General features: G+C 56.5%; 18 protein-coding genes. 14 read left to right on the top strand and 4 right to left on the bottom strand.

Annotation, left to right across the window (positions count from 1 at the left end; genetic code table 11):
- Window positions 1-191 precede the first annotated feature (191 nt).
- Window positions 192-3,614 carry an S-layer homology domain-containing protein gene (locus IDH41_RS27510; RefSeq protein ID WP_223830120.1) on the top strand — a complete coding sequence of 1,141 codons (3,423 nt, stop codon included), beginning with the start codon at window positions 192-194 and terminating at the stop codon, window positions 3,612-3,614.
- A gap of 140 nt (window positions 3,615-3,754) precedes the next feature.
- Here IDH41_RS27510 and IDH41_RS27515 read toward each other — a convergent pair whose 3' ends face one another.
- Complete coding sequence (locus IDH41_RS27515; protein WP_223830117.1) at window positions 3,755-4,480, bottom strand: DNA-binding response regulator; 726 nt, start codon at window positions 4,478-4,480, stop codon at window positions 3,755-3,757.
- A 279-nt stretch (window positions 4,481-4,759) separates the two neighbouring features.
- Complete coding sequence (locus IDH41_RS27520) at window positions 4,760-5,767, bottom strand: YlbL family protein (RefSeq protein WP_190866922.1); 1,008 nt, start codon at window positions 5,765-5,767, stop codon at window positions 4,760-4,762.
- A 132-nt stretch (window positions 5,768-5,899) separates the two neighbouring features.
- Here IDH41_RS27520 and IDH41_RS27525 point away from each other — a divergent pair, with 132 nt between their 5' ends.
- The 6 genes from IDH41_RS27525 (at window position 5,900) to IDH41_RS27550 (ending at window position 11,720) form a co-directional block, all read left to right on the top strand.
- Window positions 5,900-6,505 (top strand): class I SAM-dependent methyltransferase, encoded by a 606-nt coding sequence (locus IDH41_RS27525; RefSeq protein WP_190866923.1) that lies wholly within the window; start codon window positions 5,900-5,902, stop codon window positions 6,503-6,505.
- A 210-nt stretch (window positions 6,506-6,715) separates the two neighbouring features.
- On the top strand, window positions 6,716-7,234 hold the full coding sequence (locus IDH41_RS27530; RefSeq protein ID WP_190866925.1) for an SRPBCC domain-containing protein: 519 nt from the start codon (window positions 6,716-6,718) through the stop codon (window positions 7,232-7,234).
- 315 nt (window positions 7,235-7,549) lie between these two features.
- Window positions 7,550-7,918, top strand: coding sequence for a GntR family transcriptional regulator (locus tag IDH41_RS27535; protein ID WP_190866927.1), 369 nt, complete (start codon window positions 7,550-7,552; stop codon window positions 7,916-7,918).
- Window positions 7,915-8,796 carry an ATP-binding cassette domain-containing protein gene (locus IDH41_RS27540; protein ID WP_190866929.1) on the top strand — a complete coding sequence of 294 codons (882 nt, stop codon included), beginning with the start codon at window positions 7,915-7,917 and terminating at the stop codon, window positions 8,794-8,796. Before IDH41_RS27535 ends, IDH41_RS27540 begins: the two co-directional genes overlap by 4 nt.
- Window positions 8,793-9,539, top strand: coding sequence for a hypothetical protein (locus IDH41_RS27545; RefSeq protein WP_190866930.1), 747 nt, complete (start codon window positions 8,793-8,795; stop codon window positions 9,537-9,539). Before IDH41_RS27540 ends, IDH41_RS27545 begins: the two co-directional genes overlap by 4 nt.
- A gap of 762 nt (window positions 9,540-10,301) precedes the next feature.
- Window positions 10,302-11,720, top strand: coding sequence for a sensor histidine kinase (locus IDH41_RS27550; RefSeq protein WP_190866932.1), 1,419 nt, complete (start codon window positions 10,302-10,304; stop codon window positions 11,718-11,720).
- Between the two features lie 38 nt (window positions 11,721-11,758).
- Here IDH41_RS27550 and IDH41_RS27555 read toward each other — a convergent pair whose 3' ends face one another.
- Entirely contained in the window at window positions 11,759-12,001 is a 243-nt protein-coding gene (locus IDH41_RS27555) for an NHLP leader peptide family RiPP precursor (RefSeq protein ID WP_190866933.1), read from the bottom strand.
- An 81-nt stretch (window positions 12,002-12,082) separates the two neighbouring features.
- Window positions 12,083-13,009 carry a hypothetical protein gene (locus IDH41_RS27560; protein WP_190866936.1) on the bottom strand — a complete coding sequence of 309 codons (927 nt, stop codon included), beginning with the start codon at window positions 13,007-13,009 and terminating at the stop codon, window positions 12,083-12,085.
- A gap of 338 nt (window positions 13,010-13,347) precedes the next feature.
- Here IDH41_RS27560 and IDH41_RS27565 point away from each other — a divergent pair, with 338 nt between their 5' ends.
- The 7 genes from IDH41_RS27565 to IDH41_RS27595 all read left to right on the top strand — a co-directional run bounded on the left by IDH41_RS27565 (window position 13,348) and on the right by IDH41_RS27595 (window position 18,948).
- Window positions 13,348-13,917, top strand: coding sequence for a C40 family peptidase (locus IDH41_RS27565; protein WP_190866938.1), 570 nt, complete (start codon window positions 13,348-13,350; stop codon window positions 13,915-13,917).
- Between the two features lie 57 nt (window positions 13,918-13,974).
- On the top strand, window positions 13,975-15,057 hold the full coding sequence (locus IDH41_RS27570; RefSeq protein ID WP_190866940.1) for a Gfo/Idh/MocA family oxidoreductase: 1,083 nt from the start codon (window positions 13,975-13,977) through the stop codon (window positions 15,055-15,057).
- 45 nt (window positions 15,058-15,102) lie between these two features.
- Window positions 15,103-15,435 carry a LapA family protein gene (locus IDH41_RS27575; protein ID WP_190866942.1) on the top strand — a complete coding sequence of 111 codons (333 nt, stop codon included), beginning with the start codon at window positions 15,103-15,105 and terminating at the stop codon, window positions 15,433-15,435.
- Between the two features lie 28 nt (window positions 15,436-15,463).
- Window positions 15,464-16,381, top strand: coding sequence for a TRM11 family SAM-dependent methyltransferase (locus IDH41_RS27580; RefSeq protein ID WP_190866945.1), 918 nt, complete (start codon window positions 15,464-15,466; stop codon window positions 16,379-16,381).
- Window positions 16,382-16,415: 34 nt separating this feature from the next.
- On the top strand, window positions 16,416-16,622 hold the full coding sequence (locus IDH41_RS27585; RefSeq protein WP_190866947.1) for a hypothetical protein: 207 nt from the start codon (window positions 16,416-16,418) through the stop codon (window positions 16,620-16,622).
- Between the two features lie 147 nt (window positions 16,623-16,769).
- On the top strand, window positions 16,770-18,194 hold the full coding sequence (locus IDH41_RS27590; protein ID WP_190866949.1) for a glycoside hydrolase family 26 protein: 1,425 nt from the start codon (window positions 16,770-16,772) through the stop codon (window positions 18,192-18,194).
- A 58-nt stretch (window positions 18,195-18,252) separates the two neighbouring features.
- Window positions 18,253-18,948: a hypothetical protein gene (locus IDH41_RS27595; protein WP_190866951.1), complete on the top strand. Its 696-nt coding sequence runs from the start codon at window positions 18,253-18,255 to the stop codon at window positions 18,946-18,948.
- Window positions 18,949-18,985: the final 37 nt, after the last annotated feature.

Below are 18,985 nucleotides of genomic sequence, written 5' to 3' on the forward strand. Positions count from 1 at the left end.
TCGTGAGCTGGATTCATAACGTCCTCCGTTATTTTCGACAATGATCGCTTTTTTTCTATTATAGGCTACTTTTTTCGTCAAAATCGAGAGAAAGTTAACTTTCGTCAATCGTTAATCGCGATTCGGCTTGCTAAACTGGATGTCGATTATAGCAATTGTCGATAGAAAGGGATGTGACCGGGTTGAAATTGATGCGATCGTTAAACAGGATAACCTGCCTTGCGCTGGCCGCGTGTGTGCTTGCATACGGCGGAGCGGTGCTAGCGGCGCCGAGCGTATCGGCGGAAGGCGGCGGAGGATACCGCTTCGAGCGGATGACGCCGGAGAAGCAATATTTCTTCGAATACATTCAGGATATTGCCGCGGACGGCGCGGGCAAGCTGTACGTGGCCATGTCGCACGGAGTCGAGGTTTATTCCCCGGAAGGGGAACTGCTCGCAAGCTGGGACGCGGTCGGGTTCGAGGAGGATCAGGATCCCGTCGGGATATCGCCCAGGCGTCTCGCCGTCGACGCGGACGGCTTTGTCTATGTATACAGCCAGAGCCTTCAGAGCATGAACGATAAGATGATCTACAAGCTGGATGTTTCGGGCGGCCAATGGCCGAAGGTCGTCGGCGAATGGAACGGGGCCGAGCAATTCGATTACATTTCCGGCCTCGCGGCCGACTCCGTTACGGGTTCGGTCTATGCGGCGGATCCCGAACGCGGTTCCGTGTGGGTGCTCGATAACGCAGGCGGCATCGGAGAATGGGGGGCCTATGCGGTACCCGAGGAAGCGGATCGCGCTTTCGTCGAGCCGATCGACGTTGCCGTCGACGGGGACGGGAATCTGTTCGTTATCGAAGAGGAAGAGAGGATCGTGAAGCTGGACGGAACCGGCCAGCTGACAGATGAGTGGAAGGAGACGGACATCATTCTTCCCGGGCCGGACGGGCCGGTGCCGACTGAGGTGGAGTCGCTGACAGGCATAGCGGCGGGCGCCGACGGCTATTTATATGCGGCCGACGAATCGGCAAGCCGTCTCATCCGGTTCGACGCCGATTGGAGTGCGGCCGCGGTCGGGGAGAACGGCTACGGCAGCGCGCAGTTTAGCAGCCTATCGGATTTGGCGGTCTTCGACGGCGGCGTTTATGCTGCGGATACGAATAAAGCAAGCATCCAGAAATTTGGCGCCGATCTTGGTCTTTTGGACGAATGGGGCAAAAGCGGCGATCAGCCGGGCTACTTCTTGGAGCCGGGAAATATCGCGATCGACCGCGAAGGCAACGTGCTTGCAGCCGACCGGGGAAACGAGCGCATACAGCTGTTTGACAACGACCTGCGGTTCATCGCCGAGCAGGTCGGCGGCGACGGCTTCGAGCCGTCCGGCGTCGCGGTCGATGCCGCCGGACTCGTGTATATAACGAGCGGCGGCTCCCTCTATCGCTTTAACCGTTCGACCGGCACGGCGGATGAACTGTACAGCGGCATCTGGGGAGTCGCAGATATCGCGATCGATCGCGACGGCATTTTGTACGCGACTAGCGGCAGCTCCGTTCTGAAGCTGGATCAGGCGACTTACGATCCGGACGAACCGGACATGGAGACCTTCATCGACGGAGGCAGCTGGAATCTGGAAAGCATCGCCATCGATCGTAACGAGGGGATTCTGTACGCCACGAATAAGCATACGATCGCGGCGTACGGCCTGGACGACGGCGAGCCTATTAGCGCGAATTGGGATGCCGTGTCGGGCGGCTCCGGCGATTATACCGATCTCGCGGTGGATGCCGCCGGGAACCTTTATGTAACGGTTGCTTCACAGGGCATCGTCTATAAACTGGCAGTCCGCGATATAGAAGAAAATAGGAAGCTCGGCGAGATCATCGATATTTTGGGCGGAGAAGGAACGGGCGAAGGCGAATTCGAATACCTGTACAAAATCGCGATCGATCCAAGCGGCAACGTCTTCGCAGCGGACCGCGACAGCAACCGGCTGCAAAAATTCGAGTTTTTGCTCAATCAGCTTGCGGATCTGACGCTGTCCGCCGGTGAGCTTGACACCGAGTTCGATCCGCAAAGGAATAGCTATACGGCTCAAGTGTCGAACGAGGTAAGTCAGATCGCCGTAACGCCGACGGCGCGAGCTGCCGGATCGGTGATCCGGGTAAACGGCGAAGAGGTTGACAGCGGCGGAACATCCGCGCCTATTTCCCTTGCGGCCGGGACGGATACGGTTATTACGGTTGCAGTAGAGGCAGACGACGGCCAGTTTAGAAGCTATTCGCTTACCGTCAGCCGAACGGCTGACAGCGGAGGCGACAGAGGCAATGGGGGAGGAGGCGGCGGTTCGGACGGGACCGTAACGGCTCCGGGCGACGCGCTGCTTGATGAAGCCATTGGCGGACAGGCGGGCAGAGTGCTATTGCAGGATGCGCAGGCATCGGTATCGGCAGACGGGACGTTGTCGGTCGCTATTAGCCGGAAGGGCGTTGACGCGCTTCTCGCGCTTGCGTCACGTCCATCATCCGTCGTCATCGGGACGTTGCCGAATGAGGCGGCGAAGACGGTGCTTAGCGTCCCGGCGTCCATTACGGAGCTGTCAGCCGGTAATCCGCAGGCTGTGCTCGAATTTCAATCGCCGCAAGGCCTCCTTCGGCTGCCGCTGGCCGAGCTTGCCCGTCAGGTCGAACCGGATGCGGATTCGATCGAGATCGCGCTTGCCGTGCAAGAGGATCGCAATGGCAACGGCATGGCGCAGGAACACGGTGCGGCAGACGTTGGCGCCGGCCTCATCCGAGTAGAACTGAACGCGGTAAGACCGGACGGCAGCCGCTTCGGCGCCCGCTTCGGCGGCGGATACGCCAGGTACGCGATGAAGCTGCCGGCCGGCGCTGGCCAAGTGCCCGCATACGAACTGGCCGGCATTGCTTTAGACGAATCGGGTGAGGCCGTACCTCGGCCGGTTCCGACCTTGTTCGGCGCTGGCGCGGATGGCGCAAACGCGGAATTTTGGCTGAAAGGCAGCGCAGTGTTAACCGTTTGGCGCCATGCGCAAGCGTTCGAGGACGGGGGAGAAGTCCCTTACGCAGCGGATGCGATCCGGGCGTTAAGCAATAAGTTCGTGCTGCGGGGCGTGAGCGAGGATCGCTTCATGCCGAAAAGCGAAGTGACGCGGGCGCAGTTCATTACGATGATGATCCAGTCGCTCGGGATTCAGCCGGCGCAAGGCGATGGCGCCGCTTTTGCGGACGTGACGCCCGGGCAATGGCATTATGACGCCATCATGACCGCTTACGGGCTTGGCCTGGCTAACGGCTACGAGGATGGCCGTTTCCAGCCCGGGAAATCGTTAAGCCGTCAGGAAATGGTGACGATGCTGTACAACGCGCTCAAATTTACCGGCCAAATCGAGCCGCTTGCCAACGAGGAAATCAACTCCCGGCTCGGCGGCTTCGAAGACGAAGCGAGCATTGCCGCTTGGGCGAGGGAAGCGGTCGCCTATGCCGTCAAGCATGGCATTGTGCGCGGTACCTCGAGCGGCACCTTCTCGCCGGACACCGTATCGAACCGCGCCCAAGGCGCAATGATCATTCACGGGATGATGCGCCAGCTGGGATTGATCAACAGCTAACGATCAGGTCTAAAAAATAGACCTGATCCCCTCGCGTCTCCGCAAAATAGCCTCGGATCCGCCGGATTCTCGCAATCAGATCTAAAAATTAGATCTGATCCCCCCACTACCTCGAATAGGCTCCTAGTCTACCGGCGCCCTCATAAGATTAAGCCGGCAGCCTTCGAGGTGAGGCGATAAGTAAATAGGCGCTGCCCGCCCGAGGCTTGCTCGAGCAAGCCCTTATCCAGCAGGGCATATAACGTCTTGAGCGCCGTACAGCGGCTGACCGCAAGCAGAGCAGTGGCATCCTTCGGGCCGAAAGCGAAGAGCGGCCCGCGGCGCTGCGCCCAGCGCAGCAGCTCCCGCTCCCTTAGCGCCAGCTTCAGCTGCAGCCCCTCCGACCCCCCGAGGCCGTATAGCTTGCCGAGCAGCTGCTGAAGAAACTGCTGGCACTGGCGAGGCTTCTCCCGAACGTCGTCGAAGGCGAACCGCACGACCGTCCAGCCGTCCAGCACGAGCTGGTTTTGCCGAAAGCGGTCGTCGCCGAACGAACGCCTCGAAGCATTTCGCTGATGCGTCCCGAAACCGTCAATCTCGATCGATATTCGGTATGGCGGACGCAAATAAGCAAAGTCGAGAAACCGGCTCCCGTCCCGGTAGTCGTTCACCTCGTATTCGGGATGCAGATCGTCGAAGCTTCCGACTACCGGCCACCACACGTCCATGGCAAACAGCCGCTCGCCATGGTCATCCCGCTCCTCGAGCCTCCTTCTGCATTCGCTGTTCGCGACCCGCCGTTCCATATGCCCACTAACCCATAGCCGGTACAGTACCTCAACATCATCTTTTTCCGCGTAACCGGCAATTGCAGCCTTTTCCTTCATTAACGTCCCATCCCTCTCCTGAAAATAAAAAAACACCGCCTACCCACGGATAAATTCGCGGAAAAAGCGGTGTGCTTCACCTGATCGGCCATTCTTCCATATACATGTTGTTAATGCGATAATAGCTTTCAACCAGCCATACGTCAAGGGAATGGAGTAATGCCGTATTCGTACGCAACCTTGGTTAGCGGTCATCTAAAGGCGTATCCCTCGGTCTCCGAAGCATTATTTCACAAAGGCGACAAGCCCCGTATTCAAGAACGCCAGCTCTCGCCGCCCCTAGCCCTCCAGCCTCTCCAAATAAGCCGCGGCTTCGGCCGGCGTGCGGACCGGGACGATCGTGATGTCGTCCCCCCGCCGCTTCGCCTCGTCCCGGATATCCTTCTCGTTGCGGTCGGAAGCCTTCACGTCCGCCGGGCAAAAGAACAGCTCGACCCCTGCGCGCTCGGCGGCGATCAGCTTGTCGCGAATGCCTCCGATCTGGCCGACGTTGCCTTCGGCATCGATCGTGCCGGTGCCCGCCACGAACTTCCCGCGAGTCAACTCCCCGTCCGTCAGCTGGTCCAAAATTTCCAGCGCGAACATGAACCCGGCCGAAGGGCTGCCGATGTCCGATGCCGCGTATTCGATCTTCACCGGCGTCTCGATCGTATATTGATCCTCCGTCACGATGCCGATCCGCGGCATGGTCGTCCCCTTGCCGTCAGCGGCGACGCTCTCGGACAACTCGACCGTCAGCGGAACGCGCCGCCCGTCCCCGATCAATTCGGACAATTCGCTCAGCCGCGTAACGGGCTTGCCGTCCGCTTCCACGATCACGTCGCCCGGCGCGATAACCCCTGCCGCCTTGGAACCTTCGGCAAGCGACCGCACGAATACGCCCGTGTAGACGGCTTGCGCCGGCATGCCGGCCGCGCGCAAGGCTGCCGACATCGCATTGTTCTGCGAGCTGCCCATCATATGCTTCAACAGCGACAAGTACTCGCCGTCCGTCAGCGCGCCTCTGATTTGATCCGCTCTATGAATCTCGGTGTCCTTGCTGATTAAACCATAGAGCAGCGTCAAGGCGTTGTTCACCTTGATCGAATAGACGGTTGTCAGGTTAAAGCTGTCGTTTGCGGACGGCTTGCCGTTCTCGACGAGCACATAATCCGACAGCTTCTCGACGGTGCCCGGCTGGTAGAGATAATAGGGAAAGGGAATGAGCACGGCTGCTGCGATCAAGCCGAGCGATAAGAGAATGGAGACCGCCAGTTTGAGCCTTCGCGCGTTGTTCCGTCTAGTCATGGATGTCGTTCTCTCCGATCGGATTCGATTTATACATTCTCATATATTAGCAGAAGATAGGGTATGATAGAATGAGTGGTAAGGAAAGTTCGGAAGAATGCCTCAACCTTAACGCAAAGAAGGAGATTGCCGATGTTGAACAAACATGTCTTGCGGCAGAGCTACGACCAGTATGCCGAAGAGAGGGACAAAAGCGACCTCGCTCCTTGGAAAGAAGCGGAGCGCGAAGCCTTCCTCAGCCTCGTGAAGCAGGAAGGAAAGAAGTCGCTGCTGGAGATCGGGGCCGGAACGGGACGGGACAGCTTGTATTTCGCCGAGAATGGCCTCTCGGTCGTGGCGACGGATTTCTCGGTAGAAATGGTCGCGCGCTGCCTCGCGAAGGGGCTGGACGCGCGCAGCATGGACTTCTACGCGCTTGAATTCCCGCCGTCCTCGTTCGAAGCCGTATATGCGCTGAACTGTTTGCTGCATGTGCCGAAGGCCGATCTGACCGTCGTGTTCGAAGGGATCCGCAAAGTGCTGAGGCCGGGCGGTTTATTCTTCTGCGGCCTATACGGCGGTCGCGATTCGGAAGGGATTTGGGAGGAAGACTTTTACGAGCCGAAGCGCTTCTTCGCAATGTACCGCGATTCGGCGATCGTTAAGGCGGCGGAAAGGCATTTCGAGGTCGTCAACTTCCATACGGTGCCGATGGGAGAGAGGGCTCCTCACTTTCAGTCGCTGACGCTGCGCAAATAACCGATCGAGCGTCTCGGACGGAGCTGAGCGTGGCGAATCGGCAAGCTTGCGACAGGCGATAGCCCCTGAACGACGAGTTCAGGGGCTATCGTTTTCACTAAATATACCTTGACAGGAATATTCCTGTTGAAGTATATTTAGAGCAAGCTTGAATCGAAGGACTAAACTTTAGGGAACCTAATTCCATTCCCTACATTTGGAGGATTGAACATGACCGATAACGTTGACGCAACAAAGGCGGCGAATAACGAATTCGTCATTACGCGCGAGCTCGATGCCCCGCGCGAGCTCGTGTTTAAAGCATGGACCGAACCGGAGCATCTGCAGCGCTGGTGGGGACCGAAGGGACTTACGATAACCGTCGTTAAGCTCGATCTGCGGCCGGGAGGCCTGTTCCACTATATCATGCGAACCCCTGAAGGGGACGAAACATGGGGCCGGTTCGCGTATCGGGAGATCACCGCGCCGGAGCGGCTCGTTTATGTCAACTCCTTCTCCGACCCGGAAGGCGGCATCGTCCGTCCGCCGTTCGACGATCCATGGCCGCTCGAAATTTTAAATACGGTAACACTTGAAGAACAAGACGGCAAAACGACGGTCACCATAAGCGCGATTCCCGTCAACGCTTCGGAGGAAGAGACGCGTGTGTTCCGAGCGGGCTTCGAGTCGATGGAGCAGGGGTACGGAGGCACGTTCGATCAGCTTGCCGAGCATTTGGCAGCTTTGTAATCCGACAAGCCGCCCGCCGGAAACGGCAGGCGGTTTGTTTGAAACATAAGCATCTATAAGTTTTCACTAATAAATGAGCTTATCTTTCATCGCGAAACGAGCTTATGCCGCCAAAGGACGGCACAGAACCGAGCTGCGCAAGATGCAGTTAGCGGTTCGCGCGTAGCGTCAGCCGTTTACACTTGTCCGCAGCGACTTAACGTCGCATGCGGTTTTTTTTTTGCCAAAAAACGGCTATCGTCCTTGACATCGCATTCGTATGGTTGTATGGTTAGTTACATAAGTAATTAACCGAATGAGTGAAGAGGTGATGAAGTGTTTGACGACCGCAGTCCCATTTACCAGCAAATTGCCGACCAGATTAAAGAAGATGTTGTTAGCGGCGTACTCCGCGAGGATGAGCAGGTCATGTCCACGAATCAATACGCCTCCTTCTACCGGATTAATCCGGCTACGGCGGCGAAGGGCTTTCAATTGCTGACGGATGAAGGCATTTTGTATAAGAAGAGGGGAATTGGCATGTTTGTGAGCGCGGAGGCGAGACAGACGCTGCTCGCGCAGCGGAGAGAGCGCTTCTTCGAGGAGGTCGTCGATCGGATGCTGGCGGAAGCCGCGAAGATCGGCGTGCCGATCGAGGAAATTATCGGACGAATCGAACAAGCGAAGGGGAGAGAAGACGTATGACGCTAGGCATTGAAGTGAACGGGCTGAGACTCGACTACGGCAAATTTGCGGCGCTTCGGGATGTTTCGTTTAAGCTGCAGGGCGGCAAAATATACGGGCTCCTCGGTCGGAACGGCTCCGGCAAAACGAGCCTGCTGTCGATCCTCGCTTCCTTCCGGAAGCATACAGGCGGCAGCGTGGCGATCGGCGGAGAAGCGCCGTTCGAGAACGCGCGCATCGTGGAGCAAGTCTGCTTCATCCAGGAGAGCGGGCATATGACCGACGGCGTCAAGGTGCGCGACGCGCTGAAGCTGGCCGCGAGCTGCTGGCCGAATTGGGACGACGATTACGCGGATAAGCTGATCCGGCTCTTCAACCTTCCCGTGAAGAAGCGGGTCATGGCGCTTTCGCGCGGGATGAAATCGGCGCTCGGCGTCACGCTGGGACTGGCCAGCCGCGCGCCGGTCACGATTTTCGACGAGGCATACCTCGGCATGGACGCTCCGTCGCGATACGCTTTTTACGAGGAGCTGCTGAACGATTACATGGAAAATCCGCGCACGTTTATTTTGTCCACGCATCTGATCGAAGAGGTCGGCTCGCTGTTCGAGGAAGTGCTCGTGCTCGACGAGGGCAAGCTGCTGTTTCATGAAGAGACGGAGGCTCTGCGGTCGCGCGGCGCGGCGATCACCGGGCCGGCGGAGGCCGTCGACCGAATCGCGGAAGGCTTGACGGTACTCGGCGAGCAGAAGCTCGGCAGGACGAAGTCGGTCACGGTGTTCGGCGCGCTGACGGAGGAAAAACGGAAAGCGGCGCAGTCGGAAGGGCTCGAGTTCGGGCCGGTATCGCTGCAGGACTTATTCGTTCATTTAACGAAGAAGCGGGGGGATAAGCAATGACCAGATCGAGAAAGCATCCGGCGCTGATCGTGGCCGGCAATCTCATGTATACCTACCGGTGGGTGCTTGCGACGTACTGGTTGGTGTTTATCGTGATTTATGTAGGCATCGGCTTCATTCTCCGCATGAACGGTACCGCCGGAGGGGACATCGACGGTCAAAGCATTTGGGAGGGGGCGGGCAGCTCGCCGAAAATTTTCCTGATGGTCGTCGGGATCATGATGACGCCGCTCTCGCTGGCCAGCTTCGTTGCCAACGGCATCACGCGGCGGCATTTCATCGGCGGGGTCATGCTCGTAATTGCGATATTCGCCATTGTCTCCTCGATCCTCCTGACGGTCGGCTATCCGATCGAGCGGGCCGTCTACGAGATGAACGGCTGGCCGCTCGCGCTCAAAAATCCGCATTTGTTCGAGACGACCCGTCAATACGGATGGATATTCGTCGAATCCTTCCTGCTGTTCTTCGCCTACTTCGGGAGCGGCTGGCTGATCGGCTCCGGCTTCTACCGGTTCCATTGGCGGGTTGCGATCGTCCTGTCCGCGCTCGCGCTCCTTCCGGCAATGGCGATGGAGGTCGTGCTGTATTCGGATTGGATGGGCCAGCTGCTGCAGACGGCGTTCGAGGCCGATCGCGCGCCTATGCCGCTCGCGCTTTCGCTGTCCGTGATCGTCGCCGCGCTGACGGCCGCGCTCAACTACTTGATGCTTCGACATGTTGCGATTAAGAAGAAGCTGATATGATATAACGCACAACCTAAGGCCGTTCCCAAGATCTTCGCGATTTTGGGAACGGCCTTATTTTTGTCGAAAAAGTGACGAACCAAAAACGGCGGGAACTGGTATACTTTAAATAAAGACAAAATCCGATGATTGCGGGAAATACTTGCAAACTTTTGTCGATTTGGTCAGTAAATAATTTCGGGAAATAGGAAAATGTTAGAAGGAAATTCATCGAAGATTGTCGAAATATAGTGAAATCGACGGATGTACATTTTCATGACACTGAGGTGCTGAATGAACGCTTTACGCAAGCTCGCGATCGTCCTCGTACTGTCGCTTTTCGTGGTGCTCCCCGTTTTGGCTTCTCCTGCGAACGCTTTAACGAACACTCCGATGATTGAAGTAACGGATTGGGAGATGAAGTGGGAGGATGACCCAAGCAGCACCTTGCAGGATATGATTGCCGGAACCGATGAAAGCGAGTGGCAGACCTTCACCTATGGAGACGATCTGCCCGAGAAGCCGGAAGCGATTAAGGCGGCATGGTTAAGATTCCGGCTTCCGGCATTCGAGTTTGCCAGGCCGACGCTATTAATCAGCAAGCTGACCGGCAAGGACGTCACGATCTATATCGATAACCGGGTCGTGTACGAGTCTCATCGCAGTTATCCTTACAATAAAAACGAAATATTATTGCCCTTGGATGCGAGCGAGTCGGGTCATACCGTTTATGTTTTATTGGAAACGGACTCTCATTGGCTCGGGTTGAAGCAGAAAATGCTGTTGGGTGAAAATCAGACCCTTAGCAAAGGTTATTTGAAACACGATATGTTAGACGTTGTTTTAGGCGCGGCACTCATTTTTGTTTCATTCTCCATGTTTTTTAGCCTGTTTTTTTTGAATAAGTCTTATATTGCCGGTTGGAGGCCGCTTAGCATCGTCATTTTCTCCATAGGGCTCATGATTTTGACGTATTCGCCTTATTTGCATACCGTCTATAGGGATTACGGCTTCACCCTTTATTATTTGTTCGATGTTGCCTCCAATTTGTTGATGCCATCCATATATTTCTTTTTTGAACGCATATTCGGAGCAGGGCCTTACAAACTGATTACCAGAATTAGAAAGCTTCTTATTACGATATCAACCGTAAGCCTATTACTGCTAATTGCATCGTTTACGCCGTTGGCCGTCGGAAGTCTGTACACATCCGTAACCACCCTCACCTTTGGCGGTTCTGTTGTTATCGGCAATATATTGATCTTTATTTTGCTCATTCGGTACTGTCTGCAAAAAAATCGGGAAGCGATTATTTTAACCTCCGGTTTTGGCATTTTCGCCTTAGTCGGAGTATCGGAAGTGGTATGGTACTTCAAACAAAGCATGAATTACAACCTGTTTTTTTGGAAGTGGGGCATTATTTGCTTTATCGCAGCGCTCGTTATCATTCTGGCAAGAAGAATATTGCACAATTACGAGCAGGTCTTGAAATATTCGAAGCAGCTTGAAGTGTTTAATAACGAGCTTCAGCGCTCCGAAAAGATGGAGATCATAAGCCAATTGGCGGCGTCCGTTGCGCATGAAGTGAGGAATCCGCTGCAGGTGACGAGAGGCTTCCTTCAACTGCTGCGCGATAAAACAAAGATCGATAAGGACAAAAGCTTCATGATGCTGGCGATAGACGAATTGGACCGAGCCTCCGAGATTATTACGGATTTTCTAACCTTCGCTAAGCCGCAGCTTGAACATACGACGATATTGAATGTTAAGGAGGAGCTTCATCAAATTGAAGGGATATTAATCCCCTTAGCCACGATGCAAGGCGGCGTTATCAACGTGGAGCTTGCCCCCGACTTGTACGTGAGAGGCAATTCGTCGAAGCTGAAACAAGCCTTAATCAATATTATAAAGAACAGTATTGAGGCTCTAAATAAAGAAGGCGTTATCTTTATTCAGGCGTATTTGGAGAATGATTCCAAGCACGTGGTCATTCGAATAAAAGACAATGGCGAGGGAATGAACGAGACGGACTTAAAAAGACTCGGAGAGCCGTATTATTCCAAAAAATCGAAAGGCACCGGGCTAGGTTTGATGGTAACATTTCGAATTATCGAAGTTATGCAGGGAAAAATCGAGTTTAGAAGCCAGAAGGGCGTCGGAACGGAAGCTACCATTCATTTTCCCGCTGCGGCAAAAGAATAGCGCCGGTCACTCTGCCCGAGTGATTCGGCGCTTTATCATTATTCCCACATAGCTGCTTCGGAATCGGCAGCGGCCTTCACGTCGGCAGGATTCGGAGGAAGGACCAGGTAGTACTTGTCGGCCGATTCTTCCACGACTTCGACTTCGACGGCATCCGGCACGTCAACGCCGAACGCCTCTTTGACGGCTTCTTTCGGATTGGCGATGAGCTTCTTCTTGAATTCGGCGTCTTCCCAAGCTTTTTGAATGATTTGATCTTTCAATGTTTGTTTTGCGGACATTGCAATCACCCTTCCGAATATGTATAAGATTACCATATTCCCAGTGTATCATGTCCGTTCGACATAATCCATACTATTCTACTAATTTTTCGACAAAAAATAGTTAAATCCGCCCTGAAGCAGTGAAACTCTATTTGATTCTATAGTCTCTTCCGTATGGTTCAAATGACGTAGAAGGAATGAATGGAAGTCTATCAGCTCGGCAGCGTGAATTTCCAATTCAACCAGCCTCCGATGGTTGTCGCGCGCGACCTGCACGTACGGCTTCAGGCCGCCGCGCACGTAAATCGCGTTCTCGGCCTGCCGCTCGGTCAGCCGCTCCTCCGAATTCCGGCTTGCCGCGAGCAGGGCGAGCAGCCCGTTGTAGCTGCCTTCCTCCAAATCCGTTTTCCAGTCCGCCCAATCGTCTGACATTTGAAGCGTCGTCAAGACGAGATCGACGGCTTGCTCCATCCGTCCGATCGCCTTCTGCCGTCCCGCCAGGAGCAGGGCGCCCGTGCTCGCGATCTTCACCGGTCCCGCTTTGCCCGCCGTTCGGAGCGGATCCGACATGAAATAATCGGCCGCGGCCTCGTTCATCACGCTATCCGCCCATGTGTTCACATAGCGATGGTAGTAGCCCCAGAACGGCGATTCCGACGGGAACAGTCCGCGAAGCACGGCGAGCATCTCGAGGAGCAGCAGGTTGCCGAGCGCGAGCTGCTTCTTCCAGTCCGCGGACGGGGCGCCGTCCATCACGTCGTCCTGAATAAAAAAATAAAGCATTCCATATACATTAGCTAACGCCAGACTCCGGCACTCTCCATCGCCGATTCCCGCCGCTTCCTTCATCCAGAACGGCAGCAGGCAGCAAATGTAATCCTTGCCGTTGTCCTGCTTGACCGGATCGAACTTGTCCGCGTACGCCAGACCGGCCGCGCCAAGCGGAGCGGGGAACGACGCGATCCGCCGACCGGCCTCCTCGTATACGAGCGCGAGCTGCGGCTTATAGCGATTGTACCATTCCATCATTTGAGTCCTCCGCAACAAAAGAATAGGATGATCCGTCTATACTAATGAGCCGATTCGGGCATATGGTAGTATAAGACGGGAAGTGCTGGTCCTATCCTAATATAGCACGGAACCGGCATGAAAAAGTTAACATTTTTTCGAGATCAATCCATAAATGACGGCGAACTCATTATTGAGGAAAAACCGAAAATCCAGTAAAATGGAGATGGGTCGCTGTTGCTTCAAAACTGGACTTAGGTCGAGGGGGCGTCTATTACCTGAGCAGGTTTAGAAATTTGTTCTCCTGCATTAAAGTTAATACCAGATGATAGCTCTTTAATGTGGAGGTATACGGAATGAATAAAAACATGGAAATCTACGTGCTATTGACTCATACGGGTACGTTGTTCTCGAGAACGATTCAACTATATACGAAAGATAGATTGAACCATGCCTCTATCGCTTTCGACCGCGATCTGACGGAAGTATACAGCTTTGGAAGAAAGAGCCCGAACAATCCGTTCATCGCCGGATTCGTGAAGGAGAACGTTCGCAGCGAGTTTTTTAAGCATTCGACCTGCGCGGTGTACAAATGCGAGGTCAGCCAGACCGCATACATGAACATTCGCAAGCGGATTTACCATATGGAGCAAAATCAAGATTTGTACAAATACAATTTGTTCGGCTTGCTGGGCGTCATGTTCAATATCGAAATAGAGAGAGAGTACGCGTACTTCTGCTCCCAATTCGTCGCCTCGGTATTCGAGCAGGGCGGCGTCAGCCTCGTGAACAAACCGCCGTTGTTCGTGACGCCGGGCGATTTGGAAAATACGTCGATGCTGGAATTGGTGTACAACGGCAAACTGCGGTCCTATACGGGCGCAGGCGAAGAGCTGCAACCGGCCGGATCGTTCCGGACGGCCTAATCAAGATCTCTCAAGCGGAGATCTTTTTTTCTTTCGAAAGAGGAGGTTGGATAACTTTTGTCCATAATAACGTTCGGGATAATCGGCGGCGGCTGGCGCGCCGAATTTTATTTGCGGATTGCAAGGGCGCTGCCTGACCGATTCCGCGTTCATGCGATGCTCGTGCGGGATCAAGAGAAGGGCAGGGCGATAGAGGCCGAATGGGGCGTTCGGACCGTCCGCACGATCGAACAGTTCACCTCGGAAGCGGAACGGTTCGGCTTTGCCGTCTTGTCGGTGCCGAGGACGGCTGCCCCGGAGCTAATCCGCGAGCTGGCAGGGCGCGAAGTCCCCGTGCTGGCCGAGACGCCTCCGGCGGCGGATCTTGAGGCGCTTGCCGCCTTATACCGCTCGCTGCCCAAAGCGGCCAAGATACAGGTCGCCGAGCAATACATCTACCAGCCGATGCATGCCGCCCGCATCCAAATTGCACGCTCCGGCCTGCTGGGAGACGTGTCGCATGTTCAAGTGTCCGCCGCCCATGATTATCACGGCATCAGCTTGATCAGGCATTTGCTCGGCGCCGGCTTCGAGCCGGCCGTCATCAGCGGGCAGCGGTTCGCATCGACGATCATGAAGGGACCGGACCGGCAGGGGGACCCGAAGGAAGAAGCGCTGATCGGTACGGATCAGCAGCTGGCGACGCTTCGCTTCGGCGATAAGCTGGCCGTATACGATTTCACGCGCGACCAATATTTCTCATGGATCAGGCGGAGCCGCATCCTCGTGAGGGGCAGCAAAGGCGAAATCGTCGACGCGCAGCTCAGCTACTTGAAGCGGTTCGATACGCCGATTCACACGGAGCTTCGCAGGATAGACACCGGTCATAACGGCAACCTGGAAGGCTATTACCATCGAGGCATAGCGGCGGACGGGGATTGGTTGTACCGGAATCCGGTCGCGCCTGCCAGCCTAAGCGACGACGAGATCGCGATCGCGACGAGTCTCCTCAACATGGGCGCCTACGCAGCCGGCAGCGGCCCCTCGTTCTACAGCTTGGCCGAGGCGGCCCAGGATCATTATTTGGCGTTGATGATGGGACGAGCCATCGAGACGGGACAGACGGTTACGGCGGAAAGACAAGTGTGGGCGAGCGAATAACGCGTCCGGTTTGTGGTATGATCGTTGTCAAAGGGGGATCTGGACATGAAGGGACAAGGCGTGCTTCTATCGGCTTTGGTGTTCGCGCTGCTCATCGCGATTTTCGCGGTCATCAACGTGGAACAGGTCGAGGTGAACTTCCTCTTCACGAGAGCGACGCTGCCGCTTATTCTCGTTATATTGGCATCGACGCTGCTGGGCGGCTTGACGGCGCTTCTGCTCGGCTTGATCCGCCAAATCCGGCTTCTCCGGACGGTGAAGGCGCTGGAGAAGCGTGTGGCGGAGCTCGAGTCGGAGGCCGAGCTGTTCGGCATGCCGTCTGCCGCCCCGGCGCGAACGGAGCCGGAGGGAGCGGCGCCGGAGCGGCCGGGCGAATAACAATACGGCAAGGAATGTGAGGCTTTCCATGTATATTTATACGTATGCGTGCCACGAGGACGAGGCCGAGCTTTGCGCGCTGGAGCTGAAGACTCTGCTCGGCGCGCCGGTCAGCGGGGGCATCGCGCGAAGCGGAGCCGACGTGCACGTCGACCGGAGCCCGTTCGTGAAACGGCGCATCGGCGTCATGCTGGAAGCGGCAAGCATGGACGAGCTTACGGAGAAGCTGCCGTCGGTCGACCTGCGCGGGAAAACCTTCAAGGTGCTGTTCACGGCAGGGGACGAGCAGCCGGACTTCGACGAGCGCCGGCAGCTGGAGCGGACGGCGGGCGCGGCCATTCGAGGGCAAGCGGACATGCGCCGGCCGGAGCTCCTGTTCGGCCTGGCGAAGCTGGATGGCCGCTTGTATTTCGGTCCGTGCGAGGAGAACGGGGCGGTCTGGCTGAAGCATCAGCGCAAGCCGCAAAATTATTCGACTGCGCTGCCGACGCGCGCCGCCAGGGCAATCGTTAATTTGGCGTCGGGGCCCGAGTCCGGGACGATGCGGATGATCGATCCCTGCTGCGGCATGGGAACGGCGCTGATCGAAGCGAAGTCGATGGGAATCGACATCGAGGGTCTTGACGCAAATCCGCTCGCCGTGCGGGGAGCGCGCGTCAATCTCTCGCATTTCGGCTACCCGGCCCGCGTAAAGCTCGGCGATATGAGACAAGCCGAAGGGAGTTACGACGCGGCGATCGTCGATTTGCCCTATAACTTATGCTCGGTGCTGCCGGAGGACGAGCAGCTGGCGATGCTGGAGGCCGCGAGGAGACTCGCGCGGCGGGCGGTCGTCGTGACGACCGAACCGGCCGGCCGTCAGCTGGAGCGGGCGGGATGGCATCGCGCCGCGTGCGCGAAGCTGAGCAAAGGCTCTTTTACCAGATATGTAACTGTAGTAGAATAAAGATGATGCGGCGCATAAAGCGAGGTGAACCTATATGTCTACAAATGAACAAAACGAATCCGTCCAGCAGCAGAAGAAGCTGACCCAAGCGGAGAAGGCGAAGCAACTGCTCGCCCAGAAGAAGCAGCAGCAGGCCGGAAGCGGCTTGCCGGGTCAGAAGCATTTTTCTACGGGTACGCACGAATTGAAGAGCCAGAACACGAAGAAGGTTAACAATCAACGTAAAAAAATGGGTGTATAACCTTAAGGCGGAGACGATCCCCTACTACATCGCAGCAAATCAGGGCGCCGGCTGGCAACAGCTTGGCGCCCTGTTTCCATAGCCCGGAATAGCCTGCCGCGGGATAGCAAATGCTGAGGGAAAAGCACCGCGAGGAGAGTGAGAGCGATGATTCGCTTTGGCAGAAGGAGAAGCGTTCGGCGCGACGGCTTGAAGCGGTTGGCGGCCTTTCTCCTGGCGGGGACGGCTCTGCTCCTGTCGCTTGCGCAAGCGGGAAGCGCCGCCGCATCGATACCCGCCGCGCCCAAGCAGGATTGGACGATCCATTACGTCCCGGAAGGCTCGGCGTACAAGCTGGCGAAGGCCGAGCCCGAGTCCGGCGTCTATCTCGGCGCCTACGTGCTGCAGGACAATACGATCGGTCGCAGCATGCAGGCGTTTAACGAGAAGACCGGCCGCAAGCATGCGAGCTTCTTCAAGTATGTCGGCTACGGCATGCCTTATCCGGCCGACTGGGTGGAGGAAGTGAAGGCGGCGGGCGCCTTCCCGCATATCGCGTGGGAGCCGAACGGGGGGCTTGCGCAGGTGAAGGACGACGCGTATCTCCGTCAGTTCGCCGAGCAGGCGGGGCGGTCGGGCGTTCCGATCTTTCTCAGGTTCGCCTCGGAGATGAACGGCACATGGACGAATTACGGCGGCAATCCGGACAAATACAAAGAAACGTGGCGGGCGGTGCATCGGATATTCGCCGAGCGTGCCCCGAACGTAGCCATGGTATGGACGGTTCTGGCGATGCCGGAAGGCACGATCGAGAAGTTCTACCCGGGCGACGCGTACGTGGATTGGGTCGGCGTGAACGTCTACAACGTAAAGTATCATGACGGGCTGCGAAGCTTCAGGGCCTCCGACGAAGACCCGCTGGATCTGCTTAACTACGTCTATAATCGGTTCAGCCGGACGAAGCCGATCCAACTGTCCGAATTCGGCGTGACCCATTTCAACACGACGGACGGGGTGCACGACACCCGCTTCGCCGCCGTTCGCCTTTCGCGGCTGTACAGGCATCTGGAGCATCGCTATCCGCGCGTCAAGGCGGTCTATTACTTCAACGTGAACAACGTTGCGGAACCGAACGAAGCGCGCCGCATCAACGATTATTCGCTGACCGGCGAACCGGAGCTGCTGGCCGCCTACCGCTTGGCGACCGCATCGGAGCATTTCCTTGACCGACCGGTTCCGGCTGCGCTGGCGGGGAGTTACGTGGCCCAGCGGTTTACTTACCGGGGCCGCGTCTTCAAGGAGGGCGGCGTCCTGTACGCGGACGAGCTTTTTTATACCCGCATGATGATGCTCGGCATCTCCTTTGCGCCGGATGGGCGACCGGGTCTGGCTGCCGTGTCGGCGCAGAAGAACGGACGATACCGGATGTCGGCACCGATCAAGGTCGTCCGCCGTAATATATGGACGGGCACCACTACGAGCGGCGGTCGCCGCATTTACCGGACGGTCCGCGCGCTTCCGCTCAGGCAGGTCGTCCAAGCGGCAGGCTTACGGGTCCATTTACGCGGAAATAACATTTATATACAAGAATGAATTCGGATGTCCTCCCACATAATGAAGGTACATCTATATTCATCGGAGGGATAACGTTATGACGGCGACCAAATCATCACGATTGAACATCTATTTGTTAGCCGGTGTGGCAACATCCAACAGCATATTTACCGAATGCAAAATAAAGCTTGAAAAGCTGTTCCGGTCCGACGGTTACGATCCGGTGGTGCATGTGCTGTTTCCTTACGGAGACGCAAGCCGGAGCCTCGTCAGACAAGTGCTGGAGGTGCGAAGCGACTTGTCCAACCGGCTGTCGGCAGGCAGGATCGGGGGACTGAACGCGCTTGGCAAAATCAAGGAAACGCTCACCGGCGACCGGATGCTGCTTATTGGACACAGCGGCGGCGGAGCGGCAGCCTACCAAGCGGCGAAGCTTCTTTACGAGCGGGATGAAATCGGCGAATTCCGCGTCGTGCAGGTCGGGGCGCCGAAGACGCCGATCGAACCGAAGCTGCAGGAACGCGTCAGCTATTTCCATTCCATCGACAGCCTGGGCAAGCTGAACGACCCGATCAGCCGGATCGGCACCTGGGGCGGCTGGACGAGAACCGGATACCAGATGCCGAGATGGAACCGCATGAAATTCGCGCCGGGCTACGTGGAGGGCATTCCGACGGTAGGCGGCCACGCCGATTACTTCCGCCATACGCATCCTTTTACGGATCAGGAGAAGGTATGCAATCTGGATAAGACGGTAACCCGGGTGCGCGAGTGGTTGAAAGGGTGGGGCTGATTCGATTATGATGGGAGAAAGCGGGCGGCGCGGCCGT

Origin of the sequence: Paenibacillus arenilitoris (assembly GCF_014705655.1) — a bacterium.
In the GTDB taxonomy this organism is placed as follows: Bacteria; Bacillota; Bacilli; order Paenibacillales; family Paenibacillaceae; genus Pristimantibacillus; species Pristimantibacillus arenilitoris.

Excerpts from the sequence above, each read along its gene's own strand:
- IDH41_RS27545 (WP_190866930.1), top strand. The coding sequence starts at position 8,793 with ATGACCAGATCGAGAAAGCATCCGGCGCTGATCGTGGCCGGCAATCTC.
- IDH41_RS27585 (WP_190866947.1), top strand. The coding sequence starts at position 16,416 with ATGTCTACAAATGAACAAAACGAATCCGTCCAGCAGCAGAAGAAGCTG.
- IDH41_RS27525 (WP_190866923.1), top strand. The coding sequence starts at position 5,900 with ATGTTGAACAAACATGTCTTGCGGCAGAGCTACGACCAGTATGCCGAA.
- IDH41_RS27520 (WP_190866922.1), bottom strand. The coding sequence starts at position 5,767 with ATGACTAGACGGAACAACGCGCGAAGGCTCAAACTGGCGGTCTCCATT.
- IDH41_RS27530 (WP_190866925.1), top strand. The coding sequence starts at position 6,716 with ATGACCGATAACGTTGACGCAACAAAGGCGGCGAATAACGAATTCGTC.
- IDH41_RS27580 (WP_190866945.1), top strand. The coding sequence starts at position 15,464 with ATGTATATTTATACGTATGCGTGCCACGAGGACGAGGCCGAGCTTTGC.
- IDH41_RS27510 (WP_223830120.1), top strand. The coding sequence starts at position 192 with ATGCGATCGTTAAACAGGATAACCTGCCTTGCGCTGGCCGCGTGTGTG.
- IDH41_RS27560 (WP_190866936.1), bottom strand. The coding sequence starts at position 13,009 with ATGGAATGGTACAATCGCTATAAGCCGCAGCTCGCGCTCGTATACGAG.
- IDH41_RS27565 (WP_190866938.1), top strand. The coding sequence starts at position 13,348 with ATGAATAAAAACATGGAAATCTACGTGCTATTGACTCATACGGGTACG.
- IDH41_RS27595 (WP_190866951.1), top strand. The coding sequence starts at position 18,253 with ATGACGGCGACCAAATCATCACGATTGAACATCTATTTGTTAGCCGGT.
- IDH41_RS27555 (WP_190866933.1), bottom strand. The coding sequence starts at position 12,001 with ATGTCCGCAAAACAAACATTGAAAGATCAAATCATTCAAAAAGCTTGG.
- IDH41_RS27540 (WP_190866929.1), top strand. The coding sequence starts at position 7,915 with ATGACGCTAGGCATTGAAGTGAACGGGCTGAGACTCGACTACGGCAAA.
- IDH41_RS27590 (WP_190866949.1), top strand. The coding sequence starts at position 16,770 with ATGATTCGCTTTGGCAGAAGGAGAAGCGTTCGGCGCGACGGCTTGAAG.
- IDH41_RS27515 (WP_223830117.1), bottom strand. The coding sequence starts at position 4,480 with ATGAAGGAAAAGGCTGCAATTGCCGGTTACGCGGAAAAAGATGATGTT.
- IDH41_RS27575 (WP_190866942.1), top strand. The coding sequence starts at position 15,103 with ATGAAGGGACAAGGCGTGCTTCTATCGGCTTTGGTGTTCGCGCTGCTC.